The sequence below is a fragment of the Streptomyces sp. NPDC058650 genome (assembly GCF_042717315.1).
In the GTDB taxonomy this organism is placed as follows: Bacteria; Actinomycetota; Actinomycetes; order Streptomycetales; family Streptomycetaceae; genus Streptomyces.
Window position 1 is genome coordinate 385340 of the sequence record NZ_JBHXRL010000005.1, and the last position, 22935, is coordinate 408274.

At 71.8% G+C, this 22935-nt stretch carries 21 protein-coding genes and 2 tRNA genes; 17 read left to right on the top strand and 6 right to left on the bottom strand.

Annotation, left to right across the window (positions count from 1 at the left end; translation table 11 throughout):
• Positions 1–133 precede the first annotated feature (133 nt).
• The 5 genes from ACFWWU_RS11990 to ACFWWU_RS12010 all read left to right on the top strand — a co-directional run bounded on the left by ACFWWU_RS11990 (position 134) and on the right by ACFWWU_RS12010 (position 3994).
• Entirely contained in the window at positions 134–2311 is a 2178-nt protein-coding gene (locus ACFWWU_RS11990; RefSeq protein WP_384142770.1) for an ATP-dependent DNA helicase UvrD2, read from the top strand.
• A 174-nt stretch (positions 2312–2485) separates the two neighbouring features.
• A complete protein-coding gene (locus ACFWWU_RS11995; protein WP_384142773.1) occupies positions 2486–2818 on the top strand; it encodes a hypothetical protein in 333 nt (110 codons plus the stop codon).
• 171 nt (positions 2819–2989) lie between these two features.
• Positions 2990–3376: a WhiB family transcriptional regulator gene (locus tag ACFWWU_RS12000; RefSeq protein ID WP_384142776.1), complete on the top strand. Its 387-nt coding sequence runs from the start codon at positions 2990–2992 to the stop codon at positions 3374–3376.
• Positions 3373–3696, top strand: a complete 324-nt coding sequence (locus ACFWWU_RS12005) for a hypothetical protein (protein ID WP_384142779.1) — start codon at positions 3373–3375, stop codon at positions 3694–3696. The genes ACFWWU_RS12000 and ACFWWU_RS12005 overlap by 4 nt, the downstream gene beginning before the upstream one ends.
• A 115-nt stretch (positions 3697–3811) precedes the next feature.
• A complete protein-coding gene (locus tag ACFWWU_RS12010) occupies positions 3812–3994 on the top strand; it encodes a hypothetical protein (RefSeq protein WP_024758716.1) in 183 nt (60 codons plus the stop codon).
• A gap of 18 nt (positions 3995–4012) precedes the next feature.
• Here ACFWWU_RS12010 and ACFWWU_RS12015 read toward each other — a convergent pair whose 3' ends face one another.
• Positions 4013–5362, bottom strand: a complete 1350-nt coding sequence (locus ACFWWU_RS12015) for an ABC1 kinase family protein (RefSeq protein ID WP_384142783.1) — start codon at positions 5360–5362, stop codon at positions 4013–4015.
• Positions 5363–5403: 41 nt separating this feature from the next.
• Positions 5404–6555, bottom strand: a complete 1152-nt coding sequence (locus tag ACFWWU_RS12020; RefSeq protein WP_384142786.1) for a TOMM precursor leader peptide-binding protein — start codon at positions 6553–6555, stop codon at positions 5404–5406.
• Between the two features lie 211 nt (positions 6556–6766).
• Here ACFWWU_RS12020 and ACFWWU_RS12025 point away from each other — a divergent pair, with 211 nt between their 5' ends.
• The 4 genes from ACFWWU_RS12025 to ACFWWU_RS12040 all read left to right on the top strand — a co-directional run bounded on the left by ACFWWU_RS12025 (position 6767) and on the right by ACFWWU_RS12040 (position 10629).
• Complete coding sequence (locus tag ACFWWU_RS12025) at positions 6767–7342, top strand: M48 family metallopeptidase (protein WP_384142789.1); 576 nt, start codon at positions 6767–6769, stop codon at positions 7340–7342.
• Between the two features lie 131 nt (positions 7343–7473).
• Positions 7474–9159 (top strand): TerD family protein, encoded by a 1686-nt coding sequence (locus ACFWWU_RS12030; protein WP_384142792.1) that lies wholly within the window; start codon positions 7474–7476, stop codon positions 9157–9159.
• A 14-nt stretch (positions 9160–9173) separates the two neighbouring features.
• Positions 9174–9854: an AIM24 family protein gene (locus ACFWWU_RS12035; protein ID WP_384142795.1), complete on the top strand. Its 681-nt coding sequence runs from the start codon at positions 9174–9176 to the stop codon at positions 9852–9854.
• Between the two features lie 19 nt (positions 9855–9873).
• Complete coding sequence (locus tag ACFWWU_RS12040; RefSeq protein ID WP_384142798.1) at positions 9874–10629, top strand: AIM24 family protein; 756 nt, start codon at positions 9874–9876, stop codon at positions 10627–10629.
• A 57-nt stretch (positions 10630–10686) separates the two neighbouring features.
• Here ACFWWU_RS12040 and ACFWWU_RS12045 read toward each other — a convergent pair whose 3' ends face one another.
• On the bottom strand, positions 10687–11208 hold the full coding sequence (locus ACFWWU_RS12045; protein WP_384142801.1) for an NUDIX hydrolase: 522 nt from the start codon (positions 11206–11208) through the stop codon (positions 10687–10689).
• Complete coding sequence (locus ACFWWU_RS12050; protein ID WP_384142804.1) at positions 11205–12662, bottom strand: zinc-dependent metalloprotease; 1458 nt, start codon at positions 12660–12662, stop codon at positions 11205–11207. The genes ACFWWU_RS12045 and ACFWWU_RS12050 overlap by 4 nt, the downstream gene beginning before the upstream one ends.
• 211 nt (positions 12663–12873) lie before the next feature.
• Between ACFWWU_RS12050 and ACFWWU_RS12055 the strand changes: the two genes are divergently transcribed.
• The 4 genes from ACFWWU_RS12055 (at position 12874) to ACFWWU_RS12070 (ending at position 16099) form a co-directional block, all read left to right on the top strand.
• Positions 12874–13983, top strand: coding sequence for an SDR family oxidoreductase (locus ACFWWU_RS12055; RefSeq protein WP_384142807.1), 1110 nt, complete (start codon positions 12874–12876; stop codon positions 13981–13983).
• Between the two features lie 116 nt (positions 13984–14099).
• The gene (locus ACFWWU_RS12060) at positions 14100–14561 is read left to right on the top strand and encodes a molybdenum cofactor biosynthesis protein MoaE (protein ID WP_317598947.1); all 462 of its coding nucleotides are present in this window, start codon (positions 14100–14102) and stop codon (positions 14559–14561) included.
• 245 nt (positions 14562–14806) lie between these two features.
• Complete coding sequence (locus tag ACFWWU_RS12065; RefSeq protein ID WP_384142906.1) at positions 14807–14938, top strand: hypothetical protein; 132 nt, start codon at positions 14807–14809, stop codon at positions 14936–14938.
• A gap of 72 nt (positions 14939–15010) precedes the next feature.
• Positions 15011–16099 (top strand): PDZ domain-containing protein, encoded by a 1089-nt coding sequence (locus ACFWWU_RS12070; protein WP_384142810.1) that lies wholly within the window; start codon positions 15011–15013, stop codon positions 16097–16099.
• 97 nt (positions 16100–16196) lie between these two features.
• Here ACFWWU_RS12070 and ACFWWU_RS12075 read toward each other — a convergent pair whose 3' ends face one another.
• A complete protein-coding gene (locus ACFWWU_RS12075; protein ID WP_329621264.1) occupies positions 16197–16748 on the bottom strand; it encodes a PPA1309 family protein in 552 nt (183 codons plus the stop codon).
• A 136-nt stretch (positions 16749–16884) separates the two neighbouring features.
• On the opposite strand from ACFWWU_RS12075, the gene ACFWWU_RS12080 reads away from it, so the two are divergent.
• The 4 genes from ACFWWU_RS12080 to ACFWWU_RS12095 all read left to right on the top strand — a co-directional run bounded on the left by ACFWWU_RS12080 (position 16885) and on the right by ACFWWU_RS12095 (position 22242).
• Positions 16885–19776 carry a UPF0182 family protein gene (locus ACFWWU_RS12080; RefSeq protein WP_384142899.1) on the top strand — a complete coding sequence of 964 codons (2892 nt, stop codon included), beginning with the start codon at positions 16885–16887 and terminating at the stop codon, positions 19774–19776.
• Positions 19777–19821: 45 nt separating this feature from the next.
• A tRNA-Met gene (locus tag ACFWWU_RS12085) sits at positions 19822–19895 on the top strand.
• Positions 19896–20097: 202 nt separating this feature from the next.
• Positions 20098–22107, top strand: coding sequence for a tetratricopeptide repeat protein (locus ACFWWU_RS12090; protein WP_384142813.1), 2010 nt, complete (start codon positions 20098–20100; stop codon positions 22105–22107).
• 61 nt (positions 22108–22168) lie between these two features.
• Positions 22169–22242, top strand: a tRNA-Met gene (locus ACFWWU_RS12095).
• A 125-nt stretch (positions 22243–22367) separates the two neighbouring features.
• Here ACFWWU_RS12095 and ACFWWU_RS12100 read toward each other — a convergent pair.
• Positions 22368–22787 (bottom strand): Fur family transcriptional regulator, encoded by a 420-nt coding sequence (locus ACFWWU_RS12100; protein WP_317598955.1) that lies wholly within the window; start codon positions 22785–22787, stop codon positions 22368–22370.
• Between the last annotated feature and the right edge of the window lie 148 nt (positions 22788–22935).

Below are 22935 nucleotides of genomic sequence, written 5' to 3' on the forward strand. Positions count from 1 at the left end.
CTTGTTCGCTGACGGGTGCCGAGAAGAAGAACGTACGCCCCGGCCGTCCCATTCCCGGCATTCGTATGACCGGCGCCTCCCGCCTGTGGACAAGCCGCCGCACCGAACTCGCCGGACCTGGCAGCATGGACAGGTGACAGCAGCAACGCACTCCACTCTCTTCCCGCAGGTCCCGGAGACGGCCGACGCGGTGCTCGACGGGCTCGACCCCGAGCAGCGCGAGGTCGCGCGGGCCCTGAGCGGCCCGGTGTGCGTGCTGGCGGGAGCCGGCACGGGCAAGACGCGCGCCATCACCCACCGGATCGCGTACGGGGTGCGGGCGGGGATACTCCAGCCCGCCAGTGTGCTGGCCGTCACGTTCACCAACCGCGCCGCGGGCGAGATGCGCGGCCGGCTCCGGCAGCTGGGGGCGGGCGGAGTCCAGGCCCGTACGTTCCACTCCGCGGCCCTGCGCCAGCTCCAGTTCTTCTGGCCGAAGGCCGTCGGCGGCGACATGCCCAGGCTCCTGGAGCGGAAGATCCAGCTCGTCGCCGACGCCGCGGCCCGCTGCCGCATCCGGCTCGACCGGAACGAGCTGCGCGACGTCACGGGCGAGATCGAATGGGCCAAGGTCACCCAGACGGTCCCCGCCGACTATCCGGCCGTGGTCGCCAAGTCCGTCCGGGACGCCCCGCGCGACCCGGCCGAGATCAGTCAGATCTACGCGCTGTACGAGCAGCTCAAGCGCGACCGCTCGGTGATCGACTTCGAGGACGTGCTGCTGCTCACCGTCGGCATCCTCCAGGACCGGCACGACATCGCCGAGCAGATCCGCCGCCAGTACCAGCACTTCGTCGTGGACGAGTACCAGGACGTCTCCCCGCTCCAGCAGCGCCTGCTCGACCTGTGGCTCGGCGACCGCGACAACCTCTGCGTGGTCGGCGACGCCAGCCAGACCATCTACTCGTTCACCGGCGCCACCCCCGACCACCTGCTGAACTTCCGCAACCGGCACCCGAACGCCACGGTGGTCAAGCTCGTCCGCGACTACCGCTCCACCCCGCAGGTCGTCCACCTTGCCAACGGCCTGCTCAGCCAGGCCCGCGGCCGGGCCGCCGAGCACCGCCTGGAGCTGATCTCCCAGCGCGACCCGGGCCCCGAGCCCGCCTACACGGAGTACGCCGACGAACCGGCCGAGGCCGAGGGCACCGCCCGCCGCATCCGGGACCTCATCGCCGCCGGCGTCCCGGCCGGCGAGATCGCCGTCCTCTACCGGATCAACGCCCAGTCCGAGGTCTACGAGCAGGCCCTCGCCGACGCCGGAGTGCCCTACCAGCTCCGCGGCGCCGAGCGCTTCTTCGAACGCCAGGAGGTACGGGAAGCGGGCATCGCCCTGCGCGGCGCGGCCCGCGCCGGCGGCAACGACTCCCTCCTCGACGACGCCGAGGACCTGCCCTCGCAGGTCAGGGCCGTCCTCTCCACCAAGGGCTGGACCACCCAACCGCCGTCCGGCTCCGGCGCGGTCCGCGACCGCTGGGAGTCGCTGGCCGCCCTCGTCCGGCTCGCCGAGGACTTCGCCCGCGCCAAGTCCGGCGCCACCCTCTCCGACCTGGTCGCCGAGCTCGACGAGCGGGCCGCCGCCCAGCACGCGCCGACCGTCCAGGGCGTCACCCTCGCTTCGCTGCACGCGGCCAAGGGCCTCGAATGGGACGCCGTGTTCCTGGTCGGCCTCACCGAGGGCATGATGCCCATCACCTACGCCAAGACCGACGAGCAGGTCGAGGAGGAGCGCCGCCTGCTGTACGTCGGCGTCACCCGGGCCCGCCTCCACCTCTCGCTCTCCTGGGCGCTGTCCCGCGCCCCGGGCGGCCGCGCCTCCCGGCGCCCCACCCGCTTCCTCAAGGGGCTGCGACCCGGCTCCGGCTCCCTCGGCTCCGGCACCGTCGCCGGGAGCGGAGGCATCGAGCGGGGCCTCACCGGCGGCCGGCGCAAGCCGCGCGGCCCCGTTCTGTGCCGGGTCTGCGGGGCGACGCTCACCGAGGCGGGCGCGATGAAGCTCATGCGCTGCGAGGACTGCCCCTCGGACATGGACGAGGGGCTCTACGAGCGGCTCCGCGACTGGCGCTCCGAGCAGGCGAAGGAGCTGGCCCAGCCCGCCTACTGCGTCTTCACCGACAAGACGCTCATGGCCATCGCCGAGCGCGTCCCGACCACCGACGGCGAGCTCTCCTCGATCTCCGGCGTCGGGATCCGCAAGCTCGACCGCTTCGGAGCCGATGTCCTGGCCATCTGCGCAGGTGGGGAGGGAGGGACGGGGTCCGACGAAGTCTGAGGAAAACTCGTCGCGAAAATAGTTTGCGCCTGCCCCGTCAAGCGCCATAGGTTCTTAACCACGGACACAGCGGCTTCTTCGAAGCCCTGTCTTCGTGCTGTACTTGTCCAAATACATACGAGGGTCAGGGCTCGCGCCCGAGCCCTCCGAGACGCCGAGAGGAGGCGATTAACCGTGATCAGCAACATCAAGCCCAGCACCGCCGGCTTCGTCAGCACCGCCAAAATGACCGATCGCGCGATCGTCTCCGCCTGCTCGCTCGGCCTCTCCGGCGCTGCGTTCCTTGGCAGCGGTCTGCCTGTCACCGGTCTGTCCGGTCTCGGCGTGGCCGCCATCGAGCGCAATGGGCGACCGACCAAGGCACTGGAAGCAGGAGCAGCGGGCAAGGCCACGGCCTATGCCTTTGCCGCGACCGGTGCCGTAATCCAGCAGCGCCAGACGACGACGACGCACCACCACATGATGTGGGCCTTCCGTGGGCTCGAACCCTGGAGTGATCCAGTCTGATCCATGATCGGACCGGCGCCTTCAGGGCCGCGGAACCCCACCCGGGATCCGCGGCCCTTCTGTTTGTCCCCGAACGGGGATGACGGAGCGAAGGGGCCTCGGGAAGAAACACCCGGTACCAGCCGAAACCCCGGCCAACAGGCCGGAACGACCAGACGAGGAAAGACCACCGTGCAACTCGAAGCGCACGCCCCGTCCGTACCGCCTTCCGATTCGATCTCCCTGCCCGGCTCCACGGAGGACCCCGCTTTGACCCCCCTCGCCCCCCTCGCCCCCCTCACCGCGCTCACCGCGCTCGACGACGCCATCGAGAACCTCGGCGTCCCCGTCCCCTGTCGCGCCTACGACCCCGAGGTCTTCTTCGCCGAGTCCCCGGCCGACGTCGAGTACGCGAAGTCCCTCTGCCGGACCTGCCCGCTCATGGCCGCCTGCCTCGCCGGCGCCCAGGAGCGGCGCGAGCCCTGGGGTGTCTGGGGTGGCGAGCTCTTCGTCCAGGGCGTGGTCGTCGCCCGGAAGCGGCCCCGTGGCCGTCCGCGCAAGAACCCGGTCGCCGCATGAGTGCCACCGGAACCATCGACCGCCCCTCCACGAACGATCCCCAGAAGCAGGCCCCGATGACCTCTTCCGCCATCGAGCCCATCGGCTCCGCGACCCCCGACTTCTCCATCACCGCCGCGCACACCGCGCGTCAGAACAGGACCCGCGAAATGCAACTCCTTCCAGAAGCCCTGGCTCGTGCCCATATGAACGAGCGCCAGCGTGAGGCCGAGGCGGAACGTCAGGCCGTGCGCCTGGTCGCCGCCCGGCGCATGCAGCGCCGCGCCGAGCGCGTCTCGCTGCGCGCCCGCCGCGCGCTGGCCATGGCCGTCATGAACTAAGGGGTTTCCACCCCGCGCCCTTCAGGGGCGCGCCCGCGGGGGCCGGTCCGAACGGACCGGCCCCCGCGGTGCGTTGCCCGGGCCGAGGCGGCCCCGCCGGGCTATCGTCACGAGGGTGAACGACGCCCGTACCCCCGAGGCACCCCTCGCCTGCGCGCGCTGCGGCAAGACCACCGACACCCTTCCGCTGACCTGGACGTGTTCGGTGGAGAACGGCCGGCGCGAGTACTTCTGCGAGGACTGCGCCCGCGCCAACATCCGCGCGATCGAGGGCCGGCTCGACTCCGCCTGGTGGTGACCGGCCCCAGGGCACGACTCAGTCGGCGTCCGGCGCGACGAAGCCCGGCAGCCACTCCTCCAGCTCGTCCCGGAGCCGTACCGTCGCGTTGAGCTGGCACAGCACGCCGATGGTGCTCAGCGTCACACGGTGTATCAACAGGTACGACGGCGGCAGGTTGAGCTGCTTGCCCAGCTGGTGGGCGGGAGAGCGGGGATCGGCGATCCGGGCGGCCTGGGCGCGGAGCCAGCCGCGGGTGAACAGGTACGTCTCCGCCTCGGCCGGTTCGATGATCGGCAGCAGGTACTCCAGGACCGCGTCCGGGTCGAGAGCGACGGACTCCTTGACGAACCCCTCCGTGCGGAGCAGTTCGTAGACGGTCTCGGCCTCACCGGCGAGCGTCATCCGCAGACACACGCCGATCGTCTCCGGCAGCCCGCCCGGGAGCCGGTCCACGGTGCCGAAGTCGAGCACCCCGAGGCGCCAGCTCGCCGGATCCTCGTCCCCCTCGGCGCCCGGCAGCAGCCGGAAGTTCCCCGGGTGCGGGTCGGCGTGGAGCAGGCCGGTGCGCGCGGGACCGGAGAAGAGGAAGCGGGCCAGCAGCTGCCCCGCCCGGTCCCGCTGCGCCTCCGTGCCGTCCGCGATCACCTCCGAGAGCGGGATCCCGTCCATCCACTCGGTCACGAGGACCTGCTCCGACTGGTGCACCACCGCCGGTACGACCACGTCGGGATCGTCCGCGAACACCTCCGCGTGCTCGCGCTGGGCCGTCGCCTCCAGGGCGTAGTCCAGCTCCTCGGAGACCCGGTCCCGCATCTCGGTGATCAGCGGCTTGATGTCCATCCCCGGCACGAGCGGCCCGAGGAGCCGGGCGAAGCGGCTCAGCTGGGTCAGGTCCGAGAGCAGTGCCTCCCCGGCACCCGGGTACTGCACCTTCACCGCGACCTCGCGGCCGTCGTGCCAGACCGCCCGGTGCACCTGCCCGATCGAGGCGGCCGCCGCCGGCTTGTCCTCGAACTCCAGGAACAGCTCACGCCAGTTCTCCCCGAGCCGCTCCTCGAGGACCCTGTGGACGGTGGACGTCGGCATCGGCGGCGCCGCTTCCTGAAGCTTCGTCAGCGCCGCCCGGTACGGTCCGGCGACCTCCTCCGGGAGGGCCGACTCGAAGACGGACAGCGCCTGACCCAGCTTCATGGCCCCGCCCTTCAGCTCGCCGAGCACCTTGAACAGCTGCTCGGCGGTGCGCTGCTGGAGCTCGCGGGCGACCAGCTCGGCGGACTTGCCGCCGATCCGTTTGCCCAGGCCCCACGTGGCGCGCCCGGCGAAGCCGAGTGGCAACGCGGCCAACTTGACGGTCCGGGTGACCGCCTTCCGGGGAAGATCAGACATGTGCCCCTCCAAATCCCAGACTGCCGTGTCGCGCAGGGCCGTTACCCCGCCATTGTGTCCTGCGCGCCCGCGGCTGCCGAGGCGCGCTCCCCTTCTCCGTCGCGCGCCGCCCCGCACGGGCAGTCAGGGTGCGGCCGCAGGCGCTCCGTCCGCCACTCCAACAACGGCAGTGACACCTCCCAGCGGGTGCCCGTGGCGGCCGGCAGGTCCCCGTCCAGGAACGCGAGCGCGTGCGCGGCGGCGAGTCCCGCCACGGCCGTGGCCAGCGCCAGGTCGCAGGCGGGCAGCGGATGCGGTGCGCCCGAGCGCCACTGGGCGAGGAGCCGGGGCCGGACGGGCTCCCGGTCCGTCAGTTCCTCCTGAAGGCAGCGGGCGCAGGCCGTCCCACCCGGCAGGACGAGCGGCCCGACCGTCCCCGTCGCCTCCAGCACCCCCGCGTACAAGTGGGGTGTGCCGGTCGCGATCCACGGCCCGGCCGGCAGCGGGTCGGGGACGTACGCGCCGAGACCGTCGCGCGGTGTCACCACGACGAGTGACAGCCCGGGCGTGCCCCGGCCGTCACCCGGCGGGGACGCCCCGGCTCTGCCGGCGCCGCCCCGTGCCCAGCGGCGCACCAGGCGCCGGGCCGCCGTCGCCCGGCGCTCGCCGACGGCTTCGGCCGGCAGTCCGCCCGGGGAGGTCTCCCATGGCTCGACCCGGCCGGAGTCCAGCACCTCGACCGTGCCCACGCCCGCCGCGGAGAGCAGGGCCGCCACCATCGCCCCCACCCGCCCCGCCCCGCGGACCTGGACGCGCAGGGCCCGCCGGGCGGTCAGTGTCCGCACCGCCCGGTCGGGCTGCCGGTGCACGACGGAGAGCGAGGCCAGGTCGGCGCGGAGCGGATCGAGTGCCGTGTCCACCGCGCCGGCGCCCGGACCCGCCTTCCCGGGCCGCCCGTTCGAGGCGTCCGCGAGGAGCCCGGCCGCCGCAAGCCGGCCGAGGAGCGCCTCCAGATGTCCGTCCGGCAGACCGCGTGCCCGCGCCTCGGCCCGCAGCAGCTCCGTCCCCCGGGTGCCGTCGAGCAGCGCGAGGAGCTCCCCGGTGCCCGTGTCGACCGGGCTCAGCACCACCGCGTGCGCGCGGGTGATCCCGAACTGGACGCACTGGAGACTCCGCCAGGCGCGTCGCAGCGCCGGTTTCACCATCGGATGCATTTCCCCGCCCCCGCCCGTGACCGCATTCAAGATCGACAACGGCTCTTCCGTCGTCCTGAAGCGAGAATGCCCCGCCGTGGTGAAGGCCGCCGAAAGTTGTCCACAGGCCAGGGGTATTAGTCATTCGAATGGTGCGCGAGGGGGTCGGATCCTTCCCGAAACGACTCCGGAGGGAGGACTTCCCCCACCGTCAGCGGGTAACGTCGGGGCCGTGCCCGCCGACCCACAGCGCAGCCTGACCAGCAAGCCGCCCCGCGGCTCGGGGACGAGTGCGGTCGAGGTCCGCAGAAGCGCGCGGCGGAGCAGAACCGTCTCGGCCTACCGCGAGGGCGACCGGACCATCGTGCTCATCCCCGCCCGCATGTCGGAGGCGGAGGAGCAGCGCTGGGTCACCGTCATGCTGGACAAGCTCGCCGCCCAGGAGAGCCGGAGCGTCCTCGACGACCGCGAGCTCACCGAGCGGGCCCTGCGCCTGTCCGACCAGTACTACGGCGGCCGGGCGCGCCCCGGCTCCGTCCGCTGGGTCACCAACCAGAACACCCGCTGGGGCTCCTGCACCCCGTCCGAGGGCAGCATCCGGCTCTCCCACCGGCTCCAGGGCATGCCCGAGTACGTCATCGACTACGTCCTCCTGCACGAGCTGGCCCATCTGCTCGTCCCGGGCCACGGCCCCAGGTTCTGGCGGCTCCTGGAGGCGTACCCGCGCACCGAGCGGGCCCGCGGCTACCTGGAGGGCGTGGTCGCCGCCGAGCGGCTCCCGCACCTCCCGGGCGCTCGCGAGGAGTGACACGGCCGATACCGGCTGCGCGCGTGTTTCCCGATTCCGTACCGAAAACGACCTGCCCTGTCTCAATGTCGCACTCAGCGGTTAGCCTGGCGCGAGCATTCGCCATTCGGGATGGGGGACGGTCGTTACGCATGGCCAGGGAATTCCAACGCGGCCACAAGGCCAAGATCAGCGATCTGACTGCGGGAACCGATCTGTACGTGGGTGTGCAGATCGCGGCGCCCGGACTCAGCTTCGACATCAGCTGCTTCGGACTCGACGCGGACGAGCGGCTCTCGGACGACCGCTACTTCGTCTTCTTCAACCAGCCGAAGTCGCCTGAGGAGTCCATCCAGCTGCTCGGTGCCCAGTCCGGTGACACCGAGTCCTTCCGCGTCACCCTCGACCGCATCCCCGCGAACATCCAGAAGCTCTCGTTCACCGCGACGATCGACGGCGACGGCCAGATGTCCCAGGTCGGCCCCGGCCACCTGCGGATCGTGGCGGGCGGCGAGGAAGTCGCCCGGTACGCCTTCACGGGCGCGGAGTTCTCCACCGAGCGCGCGGTGATGCTCGGCGACTTCTACCTCAAGGACGTCTGGCGGTTCGCCGCCGTCGGCCAGGGCTTCGACGGAGGCCTGGACGCACTCCTGCGGAACTTCGGCGGCGAGGTCGCCGAGGAGGAGCCCGCGGCGCCGCAGGCGCAGGCCCCGGCACCCGGCTTCGCCCCGCCGCAGCAGGCGGCGGCGCCCCCGGCCTTCGGGGCGCCCGCCCCGGCCGCGCCCCAGCCGCCCGCCCCGGCGCCCGCGTTCGGTGCCCCGCCGGCCCCGCCCGCGCCCGTCGCGCCGGTGCAGCCGGTCCACACGGCGCCGACGATGGTGGCGCCGATGGCACCCGCGCAGGTCCCGCCGCCCCCGCCGGCCCCCGCCCCGTACGGGCAGCCGCCTCAGCCACCGCAGTACGGCCAGGCCCCGGGCCAGACCCCGGGCCAGTACCCCGGCCAGGCCCCGGGCCAGTACCCCGGCCAGATCCCGGGGCAGGCTCCCGGCCAGTACCCGGGCCAGGGCCAGCCGCCGCAGCAGCCCTACGGGCAGGCGGCTCCCGGCCCGTACGGCCAGCAGCCGCAGTTCGGGCAGCAGCAGCCCGCGGGCGTTCCGCAGGGCGTCCCGGCCACCGGCGCGGGGCTCGCCGCCGCGCTCGCGCCGTTCAAGGAGACCGCGACCGGCGCCCGGTGGACCCCGCAGAACCAGCAACTCATGCGGGTCGACCTCGCCATGGGCGGCACCCCCGTCCTCGCCCGGCAGGGCTCCATGGTCATGTACCAGGGCAAGGTCGACTTCTCCCACAAGGGCGCGGGCTTCGCCGGCCGGATCGTCGGCAACGCCACCGGCCAGGAGATGCAGCTGATGCGGTGCACCGGCCGCGGGCAGGTCTTCCTCGCCGAGGAAGGCGCCCATCTGCACCCGATCGAGCTCCAGGGCGACGGCATCTGCGTCTCCGCGGAGAACGTCCTCGCGTTCGACGAGTCCCTCCAGTACGAGGTCCGCCGCATCGAGGGGCACGGCATCCCCGGCGGAGCCCTGTTCACCATGCAGTTCCAGGGCACCGGCACCGTCGTCGTGAAGACCCACGGCATCCCCGTGGTCCTGCCCGTCACGCCGACCACCTTCGCCGACTGCAACGCCGTCGTGGCCTGGTCGTCCGCGTCCCAGGTCATCCTCTCCAGCCAGGTGCGGCTCCGCCGCAACGCCTACCCGGGCCACAGCGGAGAGACCGTGAACCTCCAGTTCCGGGGCGCCCCCGGCAATTTCATCGTCGTCCAGCCCTACGAGGTCTGAGGGAGCCCGAAGTCATGAACCAGCAACTCGCGGGCTACGCCCCGACCCCCGTCGCGGCCCGGATGGAGAACCACGGCCGCGCCATGCTGAAGGTCGCCATGGCCTCCGGCCAGGAGCTGTACGCGCGGACCGGCTCGATGGTCGCCTACGAGGGCTTCATCACCTACGAGCCCAACCCGCCCGCCGTCCGCCAGGTCGCCAAGGAGTGGGCCACGGGCGAGGGCACGCCGATCATGAAGTGCTCCGGCGACGGACTGCTCTACCTCGCCGACTACGGCGCCGACGTCGTCGTGATCAACCTCCAGAACGACTCCCTGTCCGTCAACGGCACCAACCTGCTCGCCTTCGACGCGCACCTCCAGTGGGGCGTCGAGCGGGTCAAGGGACTCGCCAAGTTCGCCGGCCAGGGCCTGTTCAACGTGGAGATCTCCGGTACGGGCTGGGTCGCGCTCACCTCGCGCGGCACGCCGATCGTCGTCGACTGCGGTCGCGGCGAGGACGAGACCTACGTCGACCCCGACGCGCTCGTCGCCTGGTCGCCGACGCTCAAGGTCAAGGGCAAGCGCAGCTTCAAGGCCTCCTCCCTCATCGGGCGGGGCAGCGGCGAGGCCTACCAGATGGCCTTCTCGGGCCAGGGCATCGTCGTCGTACAGCCGAGCGAGGACAGCACCGACCGCCTGCGGGTCCGGGGCTGAGGGGGAGCGAGAACACACCATGCAGAGCCCGCTTTTCAACCACGCCGAACAGCAGAGCCAGGAGCGGTACGTCATCCAGAACCCGCAGCTCCTGCGGGTCAGCCTGACGGGGCAGGACGACATCCTCGCCCGCAAGGGCGCCATGGTCGCGTACCAGGGGCTCGTCGACTTCGACGGCGAGTACCAGACCCCGAACCAGCGCCGGGCCCGCGCCCGCACCGGCGAGGGTCTCGACCTGATGCGGTGTTCCGGCCAGGGCACGGTCTACTTCGCCAACCTCGCCCAGAACGTCCACGTCGTGGAGGTCGACCAGGAAGGGCTGACGGTCGACAGCGCCTACGTCCTGGCGCTCGACTCGACCCTCCACACCGAGGTCATCGCCGTCGACAGCCAGTACGGCATCTCCGGCTCCGGCAAGTACCAGCTCAACATCTCCGGCCGCGGCAAGGTCGCCCTGATGACCTCGGGCCAGCCGCTGATGATGCAGGTCACGCCCGAGAAGTACGTGAGCGTCGACGCGGACGCGATCGTCGCCTGGTCCACCGGGCTGCGCGTCCAGATGCAGGCGCAGACGCACAGCTCCAGCGTCCGCCGCCGCCGCGGCGACACGGGCGAGGGCTGGGAGCTCAGCTTCCTCGGCCAGGGCTTCGCTCTCGTCCAGCCCAGCGAGGTCATGCCCCCGCAGAACGCGGCCGTCGGCCAGGGCATCGCCGCCCAGTTCGGCGCCGGCCAGCAGGGCGCCCACGCGCAGAACCAGAACAACGCCTGGAACTGAGCACGGCACGCGGGTCAGGGGCGGTCGCCCAGGCGACCGCCCCTTCCCCATGTCCCGTCACAGACGGGCGAGCGTGCTCTCGACCAGCCGCACCACCGACGTGTCCGCCACCCCGGCCACCTGCTCGTACGGGTACCAGCGAAGGTCCAGCGACTCCTCGCTGATCTCCGCCGCGGCTCCCGCCGGAGCGAGCGCGGCGTACTGCACGTCCAGGTGCCAGTGGCACGGCGCCGGAATCGGATGCCGGTCGAGCCGCACCGGACCGCCCGGCAGCAGCGTCAGGCCCGCGATCCCGGACTCCTCCGTCGCCTCGCGCAGCGCGGCCGCCTCCAGCGTCACGTCACCCGCCTCGCAGTGACCGCCCATCTGCAGCCACATGCCCAGCTTCTTGTGCAGCGTCAGCAACACCTCACCCCGCGAGGGGTCGATCACCAGCGCGCTCCCCGTGAGGTGGCCCGCTCCGCACGGCTTGTACATGCCGTCCGGGTGGGCGGCCAGGTGATCCAGATAGAGGTCACGCAGCTCCGGCTGGTCCTCGTACGCCTTCAGTACGAGGACCGCGTCATCGTGCAGACTCACTCCTTGCCGTCCCCGTCCCCGTCCTCCGCGCCGCCCTTGCCGGGGTCGCCCTTCGCCGCCTCGCCGAGCATCTTGTCCAGCTCCGAGAAGTCGAGGTGCTCGCGGTGGACGAAGCCGTCCGGGTCGTCCAGGTCCGTCGCCGTCGGCAGCATGTCCGGGTGCTCCCACAGACCGTCCCGGCCGTCGACCCCGCGCGCGTCCGTGAGGGAGGCCCACAGGCGCGCCGCGTCCCGCAGCCGCCGCGGACGCAGCTCCAGACCGATCAGCGTCGCGAAGGTCTGCTCGGCGGGACCGCCCGAGGCCCGGCGCCGGCGCAGCGTCTCGCGCAGCGCGTCCGCCGAGGTCAGCCGCGACTTGGCGGCCTCGTGGACCACCGCGTCCACCCAGCCCTCGACCAGCGCGAGCGCCGTCTCCAGACGGGCCAGGGCCGCCTTCTGCTCCGGGGTGTCCTCCGGCTGGAACATGCCCTGCTGGAGTGCCTCCTGCAGGGCCTCGGGGTGCGTCGGGTCGAGCTGGCCGACCGCCTCCTCCAGCTTCGAGGTGTCGACCTTGATCCCGCGCGCGTACCCCTCGACCGCGCCGAACAGATGCGCCCGCAGCCACGGCACGTGCGCGAAGAGCCGCTGGTGGGCGGCCTCGCGCAGCGCCAGGTAGAGCCGCACCTCGTCCGAGGGCACGCCCAGGTCCTTGCCGAAGGCCTCCACGTTCAGCGGGAGCAGCGCCGCGCGCCCGGCCGGACCGAGCGGCAGACCGACGTCGGTCGAGCCGACGACCTCACCGGCGAGCGCGCCCACGGCCTGCCCGATCTGCTGGCCGAACATGGCGCCGCCCATGGAGCGCATCATGCCGATCAGCGGGCCGGCCATGGCCTGCATCTCCTCCGGCAGGACATCGCCCATCGCCGCGCCGACCCGCTCGGCGACCGGGTCCACGAGCTGCTGCCACGCCGGCAGCGTCGCCTCGACCCACTCCGCGCGGCTCCACGCCACCGCCGTGCTCGCGCCCGAGGGCAGCGAGGTCACGCCGTCCAGCCACAGATCGGCCAGGCGCAAGGCCTCCTCGACCGCCGCCTTCTCCGCGGGGCCCACACTGGCGTCCTTGGTGCCGTCGGCGGTGCCCTGGGCCACCACCTGGCGGGCGATCTGCTTGGCCATGTCCCAGTTCACGGGACCGCCCTCGTAGCTCAGCATCTGCCCGAGCTGCTGGAAGGCCGCGCCCAGATCGTTCGGGTTCAGCGAGCCGAACATCGCCGCGAACGGATTGTCCGCTCCGCTCTGACCGCTCAGCCCGCCCATGCCGGGCAGCCCGCCGAAGCCGAACGGGTTCGCCCCGAACGGGTTGCCGCCCTGGCCGCCGGAGCCCTGGCCACCTCCGGCGGGGTCCTTCTTCTTGCCCTCGTCGCCGTTCTCCGGCTCCTCCGGCGGAAGGCCGAATCCGAATGGGGTGTCACTCACAGGTTTCCTCGGCTCGTAGGGCCGCCGGCCTCCTGCCGACGGCGACTGCCCGACCAGGCCTGTCAGACAGACCCGCACACCACCAGCGTAGACATCCGCGCCGGAAATGGGCTCGGTGCTCCGTTGGGGCGTGCCCTGCGGCAGGATGGGCGCCACCTGGTCCGTACGCGTCATGCGTGTACGTACTGAAGACAACCGCTGGAGACGCCCGGTGAGTTCCCCAGATCCTCAGGTTCGCGGAGCGCGAAACCACTCAACCCGGTCCGCCGCGCGCGGCCCCGTCGTCGCGGTCACCGGCGCCGCTTCCGGCGTGGGCGACCTGCTGACCAGGCGCCTCGCCGCCTCCGACGAGATCAAGCAGGTCGTCGCGATCGACGAGCGCCGCGGCGAGGTCGCCGAAGCGCGCTGGCACATCCTCGATGTGCGAGATCCGGCCATCGCGGAGAAGCTGCGCGGCGCGGACGTCGTCGTGCACCTCGCCGTCGATCTCGACCTGGAGACCGACTCCGCCGCCCGAACGGCCTACAACGTGCGGGGCACGCAGACGGTCCTGACCGCCGCCGCGGCCGCCGGCGTGCACCGCGTGGTGCTCTGCACCTCCGCGATGGTCTACGGCGCCCTGCCCGACAACGACATCCCGCTCTCCGAGGACGCCGAGCTCAGGGCCACGGCGGAGGCCACCGGCGTCGGCGACATGCTGGAGATCGAGCGCCTCGGCCGCCGGGCCCCCCGCGCGCACCCCGGACTCAACGTCACCGTGGTCCGCCCCGCCGTCCTCGTCGGCGGTACGGACACGGCGCTGACCCGCTACTTCGAGTCGCCCCGGCTGCTCGTCGTCGCCGGCTCCCGCCCCACCTGGCAGTTCTGCCACGTCGAGGACCTGGTGAGCGCGCTGGAGTACGCGGCCCTGGAGAAGGTCGACGGCGAGTTCGCGGTCGGCTGCGAGGGCTGGCTGGAACAGGAGGAGGTCGAGGAGCTCTCCGGGATCCGGCGCATGGAGCTCCCCTCGGCCGTCGCCCTCGGCGCGGCGGCCCGCCTCCACCGGATCGGCCTCACGCCGTCCCCGGCGGGCGACCTCGCGTACACCATGCACCCCTGGGTGGTGAGCGTCGGACGGCTGCACGACGCCGGCTGGCGGCCGAAATGGACCAACGAGGAGGTCCTCGCCGCCCTCCTGGAGGAGGTCGAGGGCCGCCACACGGTCGCCGGCCGCCGGCTGGGCCGCAAGGACGCGACGGCGGCGGGCGCGGCGGGTGCGACGGTGGCGCTGCTCGGCACGGCGGCGCTCGTCCGGCAGATGCGGAAGCGGCGCGGGATCTGACCCGCGCCGGGGGCGGGCCCGGGCGGGCGGCCTGTAGAACCCTCCTACGGAGGGTTCCGACGACCGGTCGAAACCGCTATTCCGGGATGTCGGGGGCGTACGGCACCATGGGGTGCATGGCACGCACCCACGACCACCCCGGCGAGCAGGCAGCCGCCGACCCGATCAAGCTCCTCGCCATCCGGGAGACCCCGCTCTCCGTGGACGAGGTCTTCCGGGCCGTCGGTGACGACGCCTCCGGCGGCACGACGCTCTTCGTCGGCACCGTGCGCAACCACGACGGAGGGGCGGACGTCGACGGGCTCGGCTACTCCTGCCACCCCACCGCCGAGGCGGAGCTGCGCCGCGTCGCGGAGAAGGTCGTCGCAAACTACCCGGTCCGCGCGCTGGCCGCCGTCCACCGCGTCGGCGACCTCCGGATCGGTGACATCGCGGTCGTCGTCGCCGTCTCCTGCCCCCACCGCGGCGAGGCCTTCGAGGCCTGCCGCAAGCTGATCGACGACCTCAAGCACGAGGTCCCGATCTGGAAGCACCAGACCTTCTCGGACGGCACGGAAGAGTGGGTGGGGGCCTGCTGAGGGCCTTCCTGACACGGCTCCGGCCCGCAAGGCGACGCGCCGACAGCGCGTAGCCGAACGCCCGATTTGCGTAACCGGCCCCCAGGCAGCAGCGTTGATGCCACAGATGAATAGTCTGCTGATCAACTCACTGGGGATGGGAGGTCGGGATGGCAGCGCTGGCCTGGTTGCTGATTCCGCTTTTCGCAGTCGTCGGCGCGGCGATATGGGGAAGCTGGGCTTCGAGGAACAAGACGATAGGTGACGTGGCCGAGCTCGCCGGCTACGCCCGATTCCGGGACGCGATGGAGCGATCCCACATCACGACGGCCGACTCGGTCGTCCAGGAGCGCGAGACGGCCACGACGGCCGCCCCCGTCTCCACGCCGTCCAGCTGACGCGGCCCGCGGGCCGCCCCGTACGGACCGCCCCAGGGGTGTACCCACAGGCGAGTCCCGTACTGTCGTTCCATGCCACGCCGCACCGCGACGATGCTCGCCTCCACCTTGGTGTTGATCTGTCTGCTCATCGCAGGCGTCCTGATCCCGGTGCCCTACGCGGAGATGAGTCCCGGCCCCACGGTCAATACCCTGGGAGAGGCCAGGGGAGAGCCCGTCCTCTCGATCTCCGGGCGCAAGACCTACCCGACCGACGGCCACCTCAACATGACGACGGTCCGAGTCACCAGCGCGGACTACAAGATGAACGCCGTCGAGGCCGTCTACGGCTGGCTCGCCCACGACAACGTGGTGGTGCCGCACGACACGCTCTATCCGGACGGCAAGACCGAGGAGCAGTCGAGCCAGGAGAACGCCGAGGAGTTCAGCCAGTCCCAGGAGAGCGCCAAGGTCGCCGCCCTCGGGGAGCTGGGCATCCCGGTGACCAGCCGCGTCGTCGTCGCCACCGTCGTCAAGGACTCCCCGGCGGAGGGCAGGCTGCACGCCGGTGACGTCATCAGGGCCGTCGACGGCGCGACCGTCACCGAGCCGCGCGATGTCGCCGAGCAGGTCACGAAGCGCAAGCCCGGCCAGGACGTCGTGTTCACGATCGTCCCCGCCAAGGAGGCGGCCGAGGCCGAGAAGGCCGGCAAGGAGCCCACCGTCACCCGGAAGGTGGTCATCAAGACCGCCACCTCCGAGGAGGGCGACCGCGCCATCGTCGGCATCCAGGCCGGGACCGACCACGTCTTCCCGTTCACCATCGACATCAACCTCGCCGACGTCGGCGGCCCCAGCGCCGGTCTGATGTTCGCCCTCGGCATCGTCGACAAGCTCACACCGGACAGCCTCACCGGCGGCGCTTTCGTCGCCGGCACGGGCACCATCGACGACAAGGGGAAGGTCGGCCCGATCGGCGGCATCGACATGAAGCTCGTCGGCGCGCGCAAGGCGGGCGCGAAGTACTTCCTCACCCCCGCCGACAACTGCGCGTCCGCCGCCTCCGACACGCCCGACGGTCTGACCCTGATCAAGGTGGACACCATCGACGACGCCACGAAGTCGCTGGAGAAGCTCCGCAAGGGCGACACGGCGAACCTGCCGAGCTGCTCCACGAGCTGACCGGCCCACCACGGACGAGGGGCGCCCGGTCATCCGACCGGGCGCCCCCTCTTCGTACCGCCGCCGTGGACCGGCGCGGTTCACGACCAGGCGCGGTTCAGGACTCGAAGGTCGCCGCCAGCGCCTCGGCGAGGCCCGGCACCAGGTCGGGGCCGGTCAGGACCTCGGTGGTCGTGTCCTTCTCGCGCAGCCGGATCGCCGCCTCGCGGGCGCCGCCGCGCAGCACCGCCACGGTCATCCGGACTTCCTGGCGGTCCGGGTGCGCGGCCACCCACTTGGCGAGCTGCTTCTCGCTCAGCCCCTGCGGCACCTGGGACTCCGCCGACGGCGGCAGCATCAGCCGCTCCACCGTCAGGGCGCAGCCCGCCACGGAGGCGGGCCAGGCGATCGTGCCGAGGAAGTCGTCGAGCGGCTTCCCGCGCGGCAGCTTGTCCTGCTCGATGGGGGTGAAGGCGGTGGCGTCGTCGCCCAGGCCGAGCTGGGAGGCGAGGGCGGGCTCCTTGGCGCGGAGCCGTGCGGTGTCGACGAGGGCGAACAGACGGGCCGGCTGGTTCCAGCCGAGACCCGACGCGTACTCGTCGATCTCGAGTACCGCGCGGGTGAGGGGGCTCGCGGCCATCGCCGGGCCTGAGGGGGAAACGTTCGACATGACCAATATCCTGCCTCCTCTCCCCCCGAAGACGGGAACTAGGTAAAGCCTCAGTAAGTTGCACCAGTGGGCTCTACGATCGCGGGGCCTGCTTTTCAGACGCATCAACATCGAGGGGCGCACGTTGGCTTTCCAGATGCCGGACCGCGGCGGTAGCCCGTCCGGGCCGAGGATGAGAGTGGGCCGGCCGTCCCGGCGTGCCCGCACCCTGCTCATGACACTCGGGGTGCTGGCCGTCCTGGCCATGGCGTTCGTGATGTTCGCCGGGTTCTGGACGGACTGGCTCTGGTACCGCTCGGTCAAGTACTCGTCCGTGTTCACCACCACCCTGTGGACCAAGGTCGGCCTCTTCGCCGTCTTCGGTCTCCTCATGGGGCTCGCCGTCGGCCTCAACATCTGGCTGGCGTACCGGCTGCGCCCGCCGCTCAGCGCGATGTCGCTGGAGCAGCAGAGTCTCGACCGGTACCGGATGGGGGTCGCCCCCTTCAAGAAGTGGGTGCTCCTCGCGGTCACGGTCCTGGTGGGGCTGATCGCCGGAGCCTCCGCCTCGGGCCAGTGGCGTACCTGGCTCATGTGGATCAACGGCGTGAAGTTCGGCCAGAAGGATCCGCAGTTCGGGCTCGACGTGGCGTTCTACGCGTTCGACCTGCCCTGGTACCGCTTCCTCCTCGCCTTCGGCTTCGCCGCCACCGTCCTGTCGCTGATCGCCGCCGCGCTCACGCACTACCTGTACGGCGGACTGCGGATCACCAGCCCGGGCGCCCGCGCGACCGCCGCCGCCACCGGTCACCTCTCGGTGCTGCTCGGCGTCTTCGTCTCGCTCAAGGCCGTGGCGTACTGGCTCGACCGGTACGGCCTGGCCGTGAAGTCCAGCGACTTCAAGGCCACCGGCAACTGGACGGGGCTGCGGTACGTCGACGCCAACGCGTACCTGCCGGCGAAGACCATCCTCTTCTGCATCGCCGCGATCTGCGCCGTGCTGTTCTTCGCGACGCTCTGGCGCCGGACCTGGCAGCTGCCGGTGATCGGCTTCGGCCTGATGGTGCTCTCCGCGATCCTGATCGGCGGCCTGTACCCGGCCATCGTGCAGAAGTTCCAGGTCCAGCCGAACGAGCAGGCCAAGGAAGCGCCGTACATCCAGAAGAACATCGACGCGACCCGCAAGGCGTACGCGATCGACTCGACGAAACCCGAGAACTACTCGGGCAAGTCGACGGTCAAGGCCAAGGACCAGCTCCGCACGGACGCCGACTCGGCGGCCAGCTACCGCGTCCTCGACCCGAACATCGTCTCGCCGACGTTCCAGCAGCTGGAGCAGAAGCGGAAGTACTACCAGTTCCCGACGACCCTGGACGTGGACCGCTACCAGGGCAAGGACACGGTCATCGGTCTGCGGGAGCTCAACATCAAGGGCATCCCGAAGCGGAACTGGATCAACGACCACTTCACCTACACCCACGGCTACGGCGCGATCATGGCCACGGGCACGACGACCGACGCCAACGGCTCCCCGGTCTTCACCGAGTCCGGACTGCCGACGACCGGTGACATCGGCACGTACCAGCAGCGGATCTACTACGGCGAGAAGACCGACCAGTACTCGATCGTGGGCGGCCCGCAGAAGGAGCTGGACTACGAGGAGAACGGCGAGAAGACCACCAGCTACAAGGAGAAGAGCGGCGTCAGCCTCTCCGGCGCGTTCAACCGCGCCGCCTACGCGGTGGCCTTGAGCGAGCCGCAGATCCTCTACTCGGGGGCCATCGGCGAGGGCTCGCGGATCCTCTACAACCGCACCCCCAAGGAGCGCGTCGAGGCGGTCGCACCCTGGCTGACCATCGACGGCGACGCCTACCCGGCGGTCGTCAACGGCCGGATCCAGTGGATCGTCGACGCCTACACGACGACCAACGGCTACCCGTACGCCTCGCGCACCACGCTCGGCGACACCACGGCCGACTCCCTGACCGTCGGCAACCAGCAGCGCACGGTCGTCGCCCAGCAGAACCAGGTCAACTACATCCGCAACTCGGTGAAGGCCACCGTCGACGCGTACGACGGCACGGTGAACCTCTACCAGTGGGACACGCAGGACCCGGTCCTCAAGACCTGGATGAAGGCCTTCCCGGGCACGGTGAAGGCGAAGTCCGAGATCAACGGCGACCTGATGGAGCACCTGCGCTACCCGCAGGACATGTTCAAGGTCCAGCGCGAGCTGCTGACCCGCTATCACGTCACCGACCCCGCGCAGTTCTACAGCGGCTCGGACGCCTGGCAGGTGCCGGACGACCCGACCAACAAGGACGGCAACGCGGTCCCGCCGTACTACCTGAGCATGAAGATGCCCGGGGACACGGCGCAGCGCTTCTCGCTGACGACGACGTTCACACCGAACGGCCGGCCCAACCTGGGCGGCTTCATGGCGGTCGACGCCGACGCCACCAGCAAGGAGTACGGCCGGCTGAGACTGCTGCGGGTCACCGAGGACGTGCCGGGCCCGGCCCAGGTGCAGAGCAAGCTCAACGGTCTCCCGGACGTCGCCCAGTTCGTCCGGGACATGAAGGGCGCCGACTCCGACATCCAGTACGGCAACCTGCTGACCGTGCCGCTCGACGGCGGGTTCCTGTACGTGGAGCCGGTGTACGCCCAGGGCCGCAACGCGCTCTACCCGCTCCTGAAGAAGGTCGCGGTGTCCTACGTGGACGCGGACCAGCCGGACGGTGACACGACCAAGGACACCACCGTGTTCGAGGACAACCTCACCAACGCGCTGAACGCGGTCTTCGGGGTGGAGGCACCGACGACGCCCACGACCCCGCCGCCGGGCACCACACCCCCGCCGCCGACGTCGAACGACGCCGCTCTGAAGGCGGCGATCGCCGACGCCCAGAAGGCGTACGACGCGGGTGAGGCGGCGCTCCAGAAGGGCGACTGGACGGCGTACGGCAAGGCACAGGAGGACCTCCAGGACGCTCTCCAGCGCGCCGCGGACGCCGGGGCGAAGCTCAAGAGCACGGGATCAGGCGCCTGACCTGAGGTTTTCCCTCCCCGCGTCGTGATACTGTGGTTTCACCGACGCGGGGTGGAGCAGCTCGGTAGCTCGCTGGGCTCATAACCCAGAGGTCGCAGGTTCAAATCCTGTCCCCGCTACTCAGAACGAGGGCCCGGATCCATAAGGATCCGGGCCTTCGTCGTGTGTCGAGATGACGGAGGGCACCGAAGAGCGGTACGGAGGGGGCGGGTTGGTGTGAGGCGTGTTTGACTTGTCTCTCTGTGGGCATGTCGACAAAACGCTGAGTGACCTCACTGGCTGCGGTATACCAGGTGTGCTCGGGTTGCGGGTGGTGCGACGATGGTATTTATGGGGGACAGGGCAACTCTGTTGGAGACAGGGCGGTTTGTGCAGCGGCACGCCAGAAACGCCGCAGACGAGATCATCGAGGCAGTGGGGGCCGTCGATGCGGCCGTCGACACCACCGCCGAGACCGATGCCGACACCGAGAACGAGACGGAAACCGAGAGCGAGGCGCGCCACCGGCGCGCGGCCGAGCGCGGAGACCTCGCCTCGATGAGCGCGCTCGGCGCGCTGCTGCTGCGCCGCGGTGACCTCGACGGCGCCGAGCCCTACCTGCGCGGTGCCACCGCCGAGGGGGACCGGGCCGCGGCGAACAACCTGGGCGTCCTGCTCCACCAGCGGGGATACGCCGACGAGGCCGCCGGCTGGTGGCGGGTCGCCGCCGTCGCCGGCTCCGCGCCCGCCGCCCACGCCCTGGGCCGCCACCACCGCGAGCGCGGCGACGAGCCGGCCGCCGAGTACTGGCTGCGCCAGGCCGCCGAGCAGGGCCACGCCCTCGGTGCCTACGCCCTCGCCGACCTCCTGGAGCACCGCGGCGACGTCGGCGCCGAGCGGTGGCTGCGCGCCGCCGCCGAGCAGGGCCACCGCGAGGCCGCCTACCGCCTCGCCCTGGCCCTGGAGCGCCGCGCGACCGAGCCGGGCCGCGGGCCGTACGAGACCGGCCGCGGGCCGCACGACGCCGGCCGCGGGCCGCACGACACCGGCTCCCGGCTCCGCGTGCCCGGGGGCACCGCGAGCGCGGCCCCTCCGGCGGGCGCGGCACCCGGCGGCGTGACGGACCCCGCCCCGCCGAAGGGCGAGCTCACCGAGGCCGAGCCGTGGTTCCGGCAGTCCGCCGCCCGCGGGCACCGGCGCGCCGCGCTGCACCTCGGCGCGATCCTGGAGAAGCGCGGCGACCTCAAGGAGGCCGGCCGCTGGTACCTGAGCTCCGCCAAGGAGGGCGAGGCCAAGGCCGCCTGCGCCCTCGGCTTCCTCCTCCGCGACGCGGGCGACCAGGAGAGCGCCGCCGTGTGGTGGCTGCGCGCCGCCCAGGACGGCGACGGGAACGCCGCCAACGCCCTCGGAGCGCTGCACGCGGCCCGGGGCGAGCAGCAGACCGCCGAGCGCTGGTACCGCGCCGCCATGGACGCGGGCGACGTGAACGGGGCGTACAACCTCGGGCTGCTCTGCGCCGCCCAGGACCGGATCCCGCAGGCCGAGCAGTGGTACCGGCGCGCCGCCTACGCGGGCCACCGCGAGGCCGCCAACGCGCTCGCCGTGCTGCTCCTCCAGGCCGGCGACGCCAACGGCGCCGAGCCGTGGTTCTCCAAGGCCGCCGAGGCCGGCAGTGTGGACGCCGCCTTCAACCTGGGCATCCTCCACGCGGGCCGCGACGACGACCGTACGGCCCTGGTCTGGTACGAGCGGGCCGCCGCCGCCGGGCACACCGAGGCCGCCCTCCAGGTCGGCATCGCCGCCCTGCGCGACGGCGACGAGCGGACCGCCGAGCGGCACCTGCGCTGCGCGGCCGGCGGGGGCAGTGCCGAGGCCGCCTTCCGGCTCGCCTCGGTGCTCGACGCGCGTCGCCCCGACCCCGGCCCCGCGGTGCTCGGCGCGCCCCGGGACGAGAAGACCGAGTGCGAGGAGTGGTACGAGCGGGCCGCCCAGCAGGGCCACCGGCGCGCCCAGGTGCGGGTCGGGATGCTCGCCGCGGGCCGCGGCGACCTCGCCGAGGCCGACCGCTGGTACCGCGAGGCGGCGGAGGCGGGCAGCCGCAACGGCGCCTTCAACCTCGGGCTGCTCCTCGCCCGCGAGGGCAGCGAGCGCGAGGCCGCGCTCTGGTGGACCCGGGCCGCCCGGGCCGGCCACGGCCGCGCCGCGCTCCGGCTCGCGCTGCTCGCGGCGCGCCGGGGCGAGCTCACCGAGGGGCGGCACTGGTGCGCCCGCGCGGTGGAGCTGGGCCCGGCGGAGGTCGCCGAGCGCGCGGCCCGGCTGAGCGAGGCGCTGCACCAGGAACTGACCGCTTGATGGCCGCGCGCCAACGAATTTGCGCTGGTCGGGGGGCATCCCGTACAGTCGTGTTTACCGACGCGGGGTGGAGCAGCTCGGTAGCTCGCTGGGCTCATAACCCAGAGGTCGCAGGTTCAAATCCTGTCCCCGCTACTCAGTAGCAACGAAGGCCCGGATCCGGTTTCGATCGGATCCGGGCCTTCGTCGTGTTCCCCGAGAGGGAGACGACGGAAACGAGAAGGGCCCCCGCCGGAGCGGGGGCCCTTCTCGTTACGGTGTCAGGCCGTCGTGGCGCAGCTCGGGCAGATGCCGCGGTACGTGACCTCGACGTTCGAGATCGTGAAGCCGAAGCGCTCCGTGTCCGGCAGGTCCGCCATCGGGTCGCCCGCCGGGTGGACGTCGCGGATGGCGCCGCAGCGGCCGCAGACCAGGTGCTGGTGCGGGCGGTGGGCGTTGGGGTCGTACCGCTTGGCGCGGCCGTCCGTCGCGACCTCCATGACCTCGCCGAGCGTGACCATCTCGCCCAGCGTGTTGTACACGGTCGCGCGCGAGATCTCGGGCAGCCGCGTCACGGCGCGGGCGTGGACCTCGTCGGCGGTCAGGTGTACGTGATCCCCGTCGAGGACCTCGGCCACGACGCGCCGCTGCGCGGTCATCCGCCAGCCGCGTCCGCGCAGTCGTTCCAACAGGTCACTCATGGGCGCCAGCCTAACAGTCAGGGGAACCGGGTCCCGAACGGGTGTGACTTTGGAAGCCCACTTGACTTGGACAATGTCTATTGTAGGATCGAAACCGGTATTGGCCAAGGTCCTGGAAGGGGTCGGGGTCGACGGACAGGACTCGCAG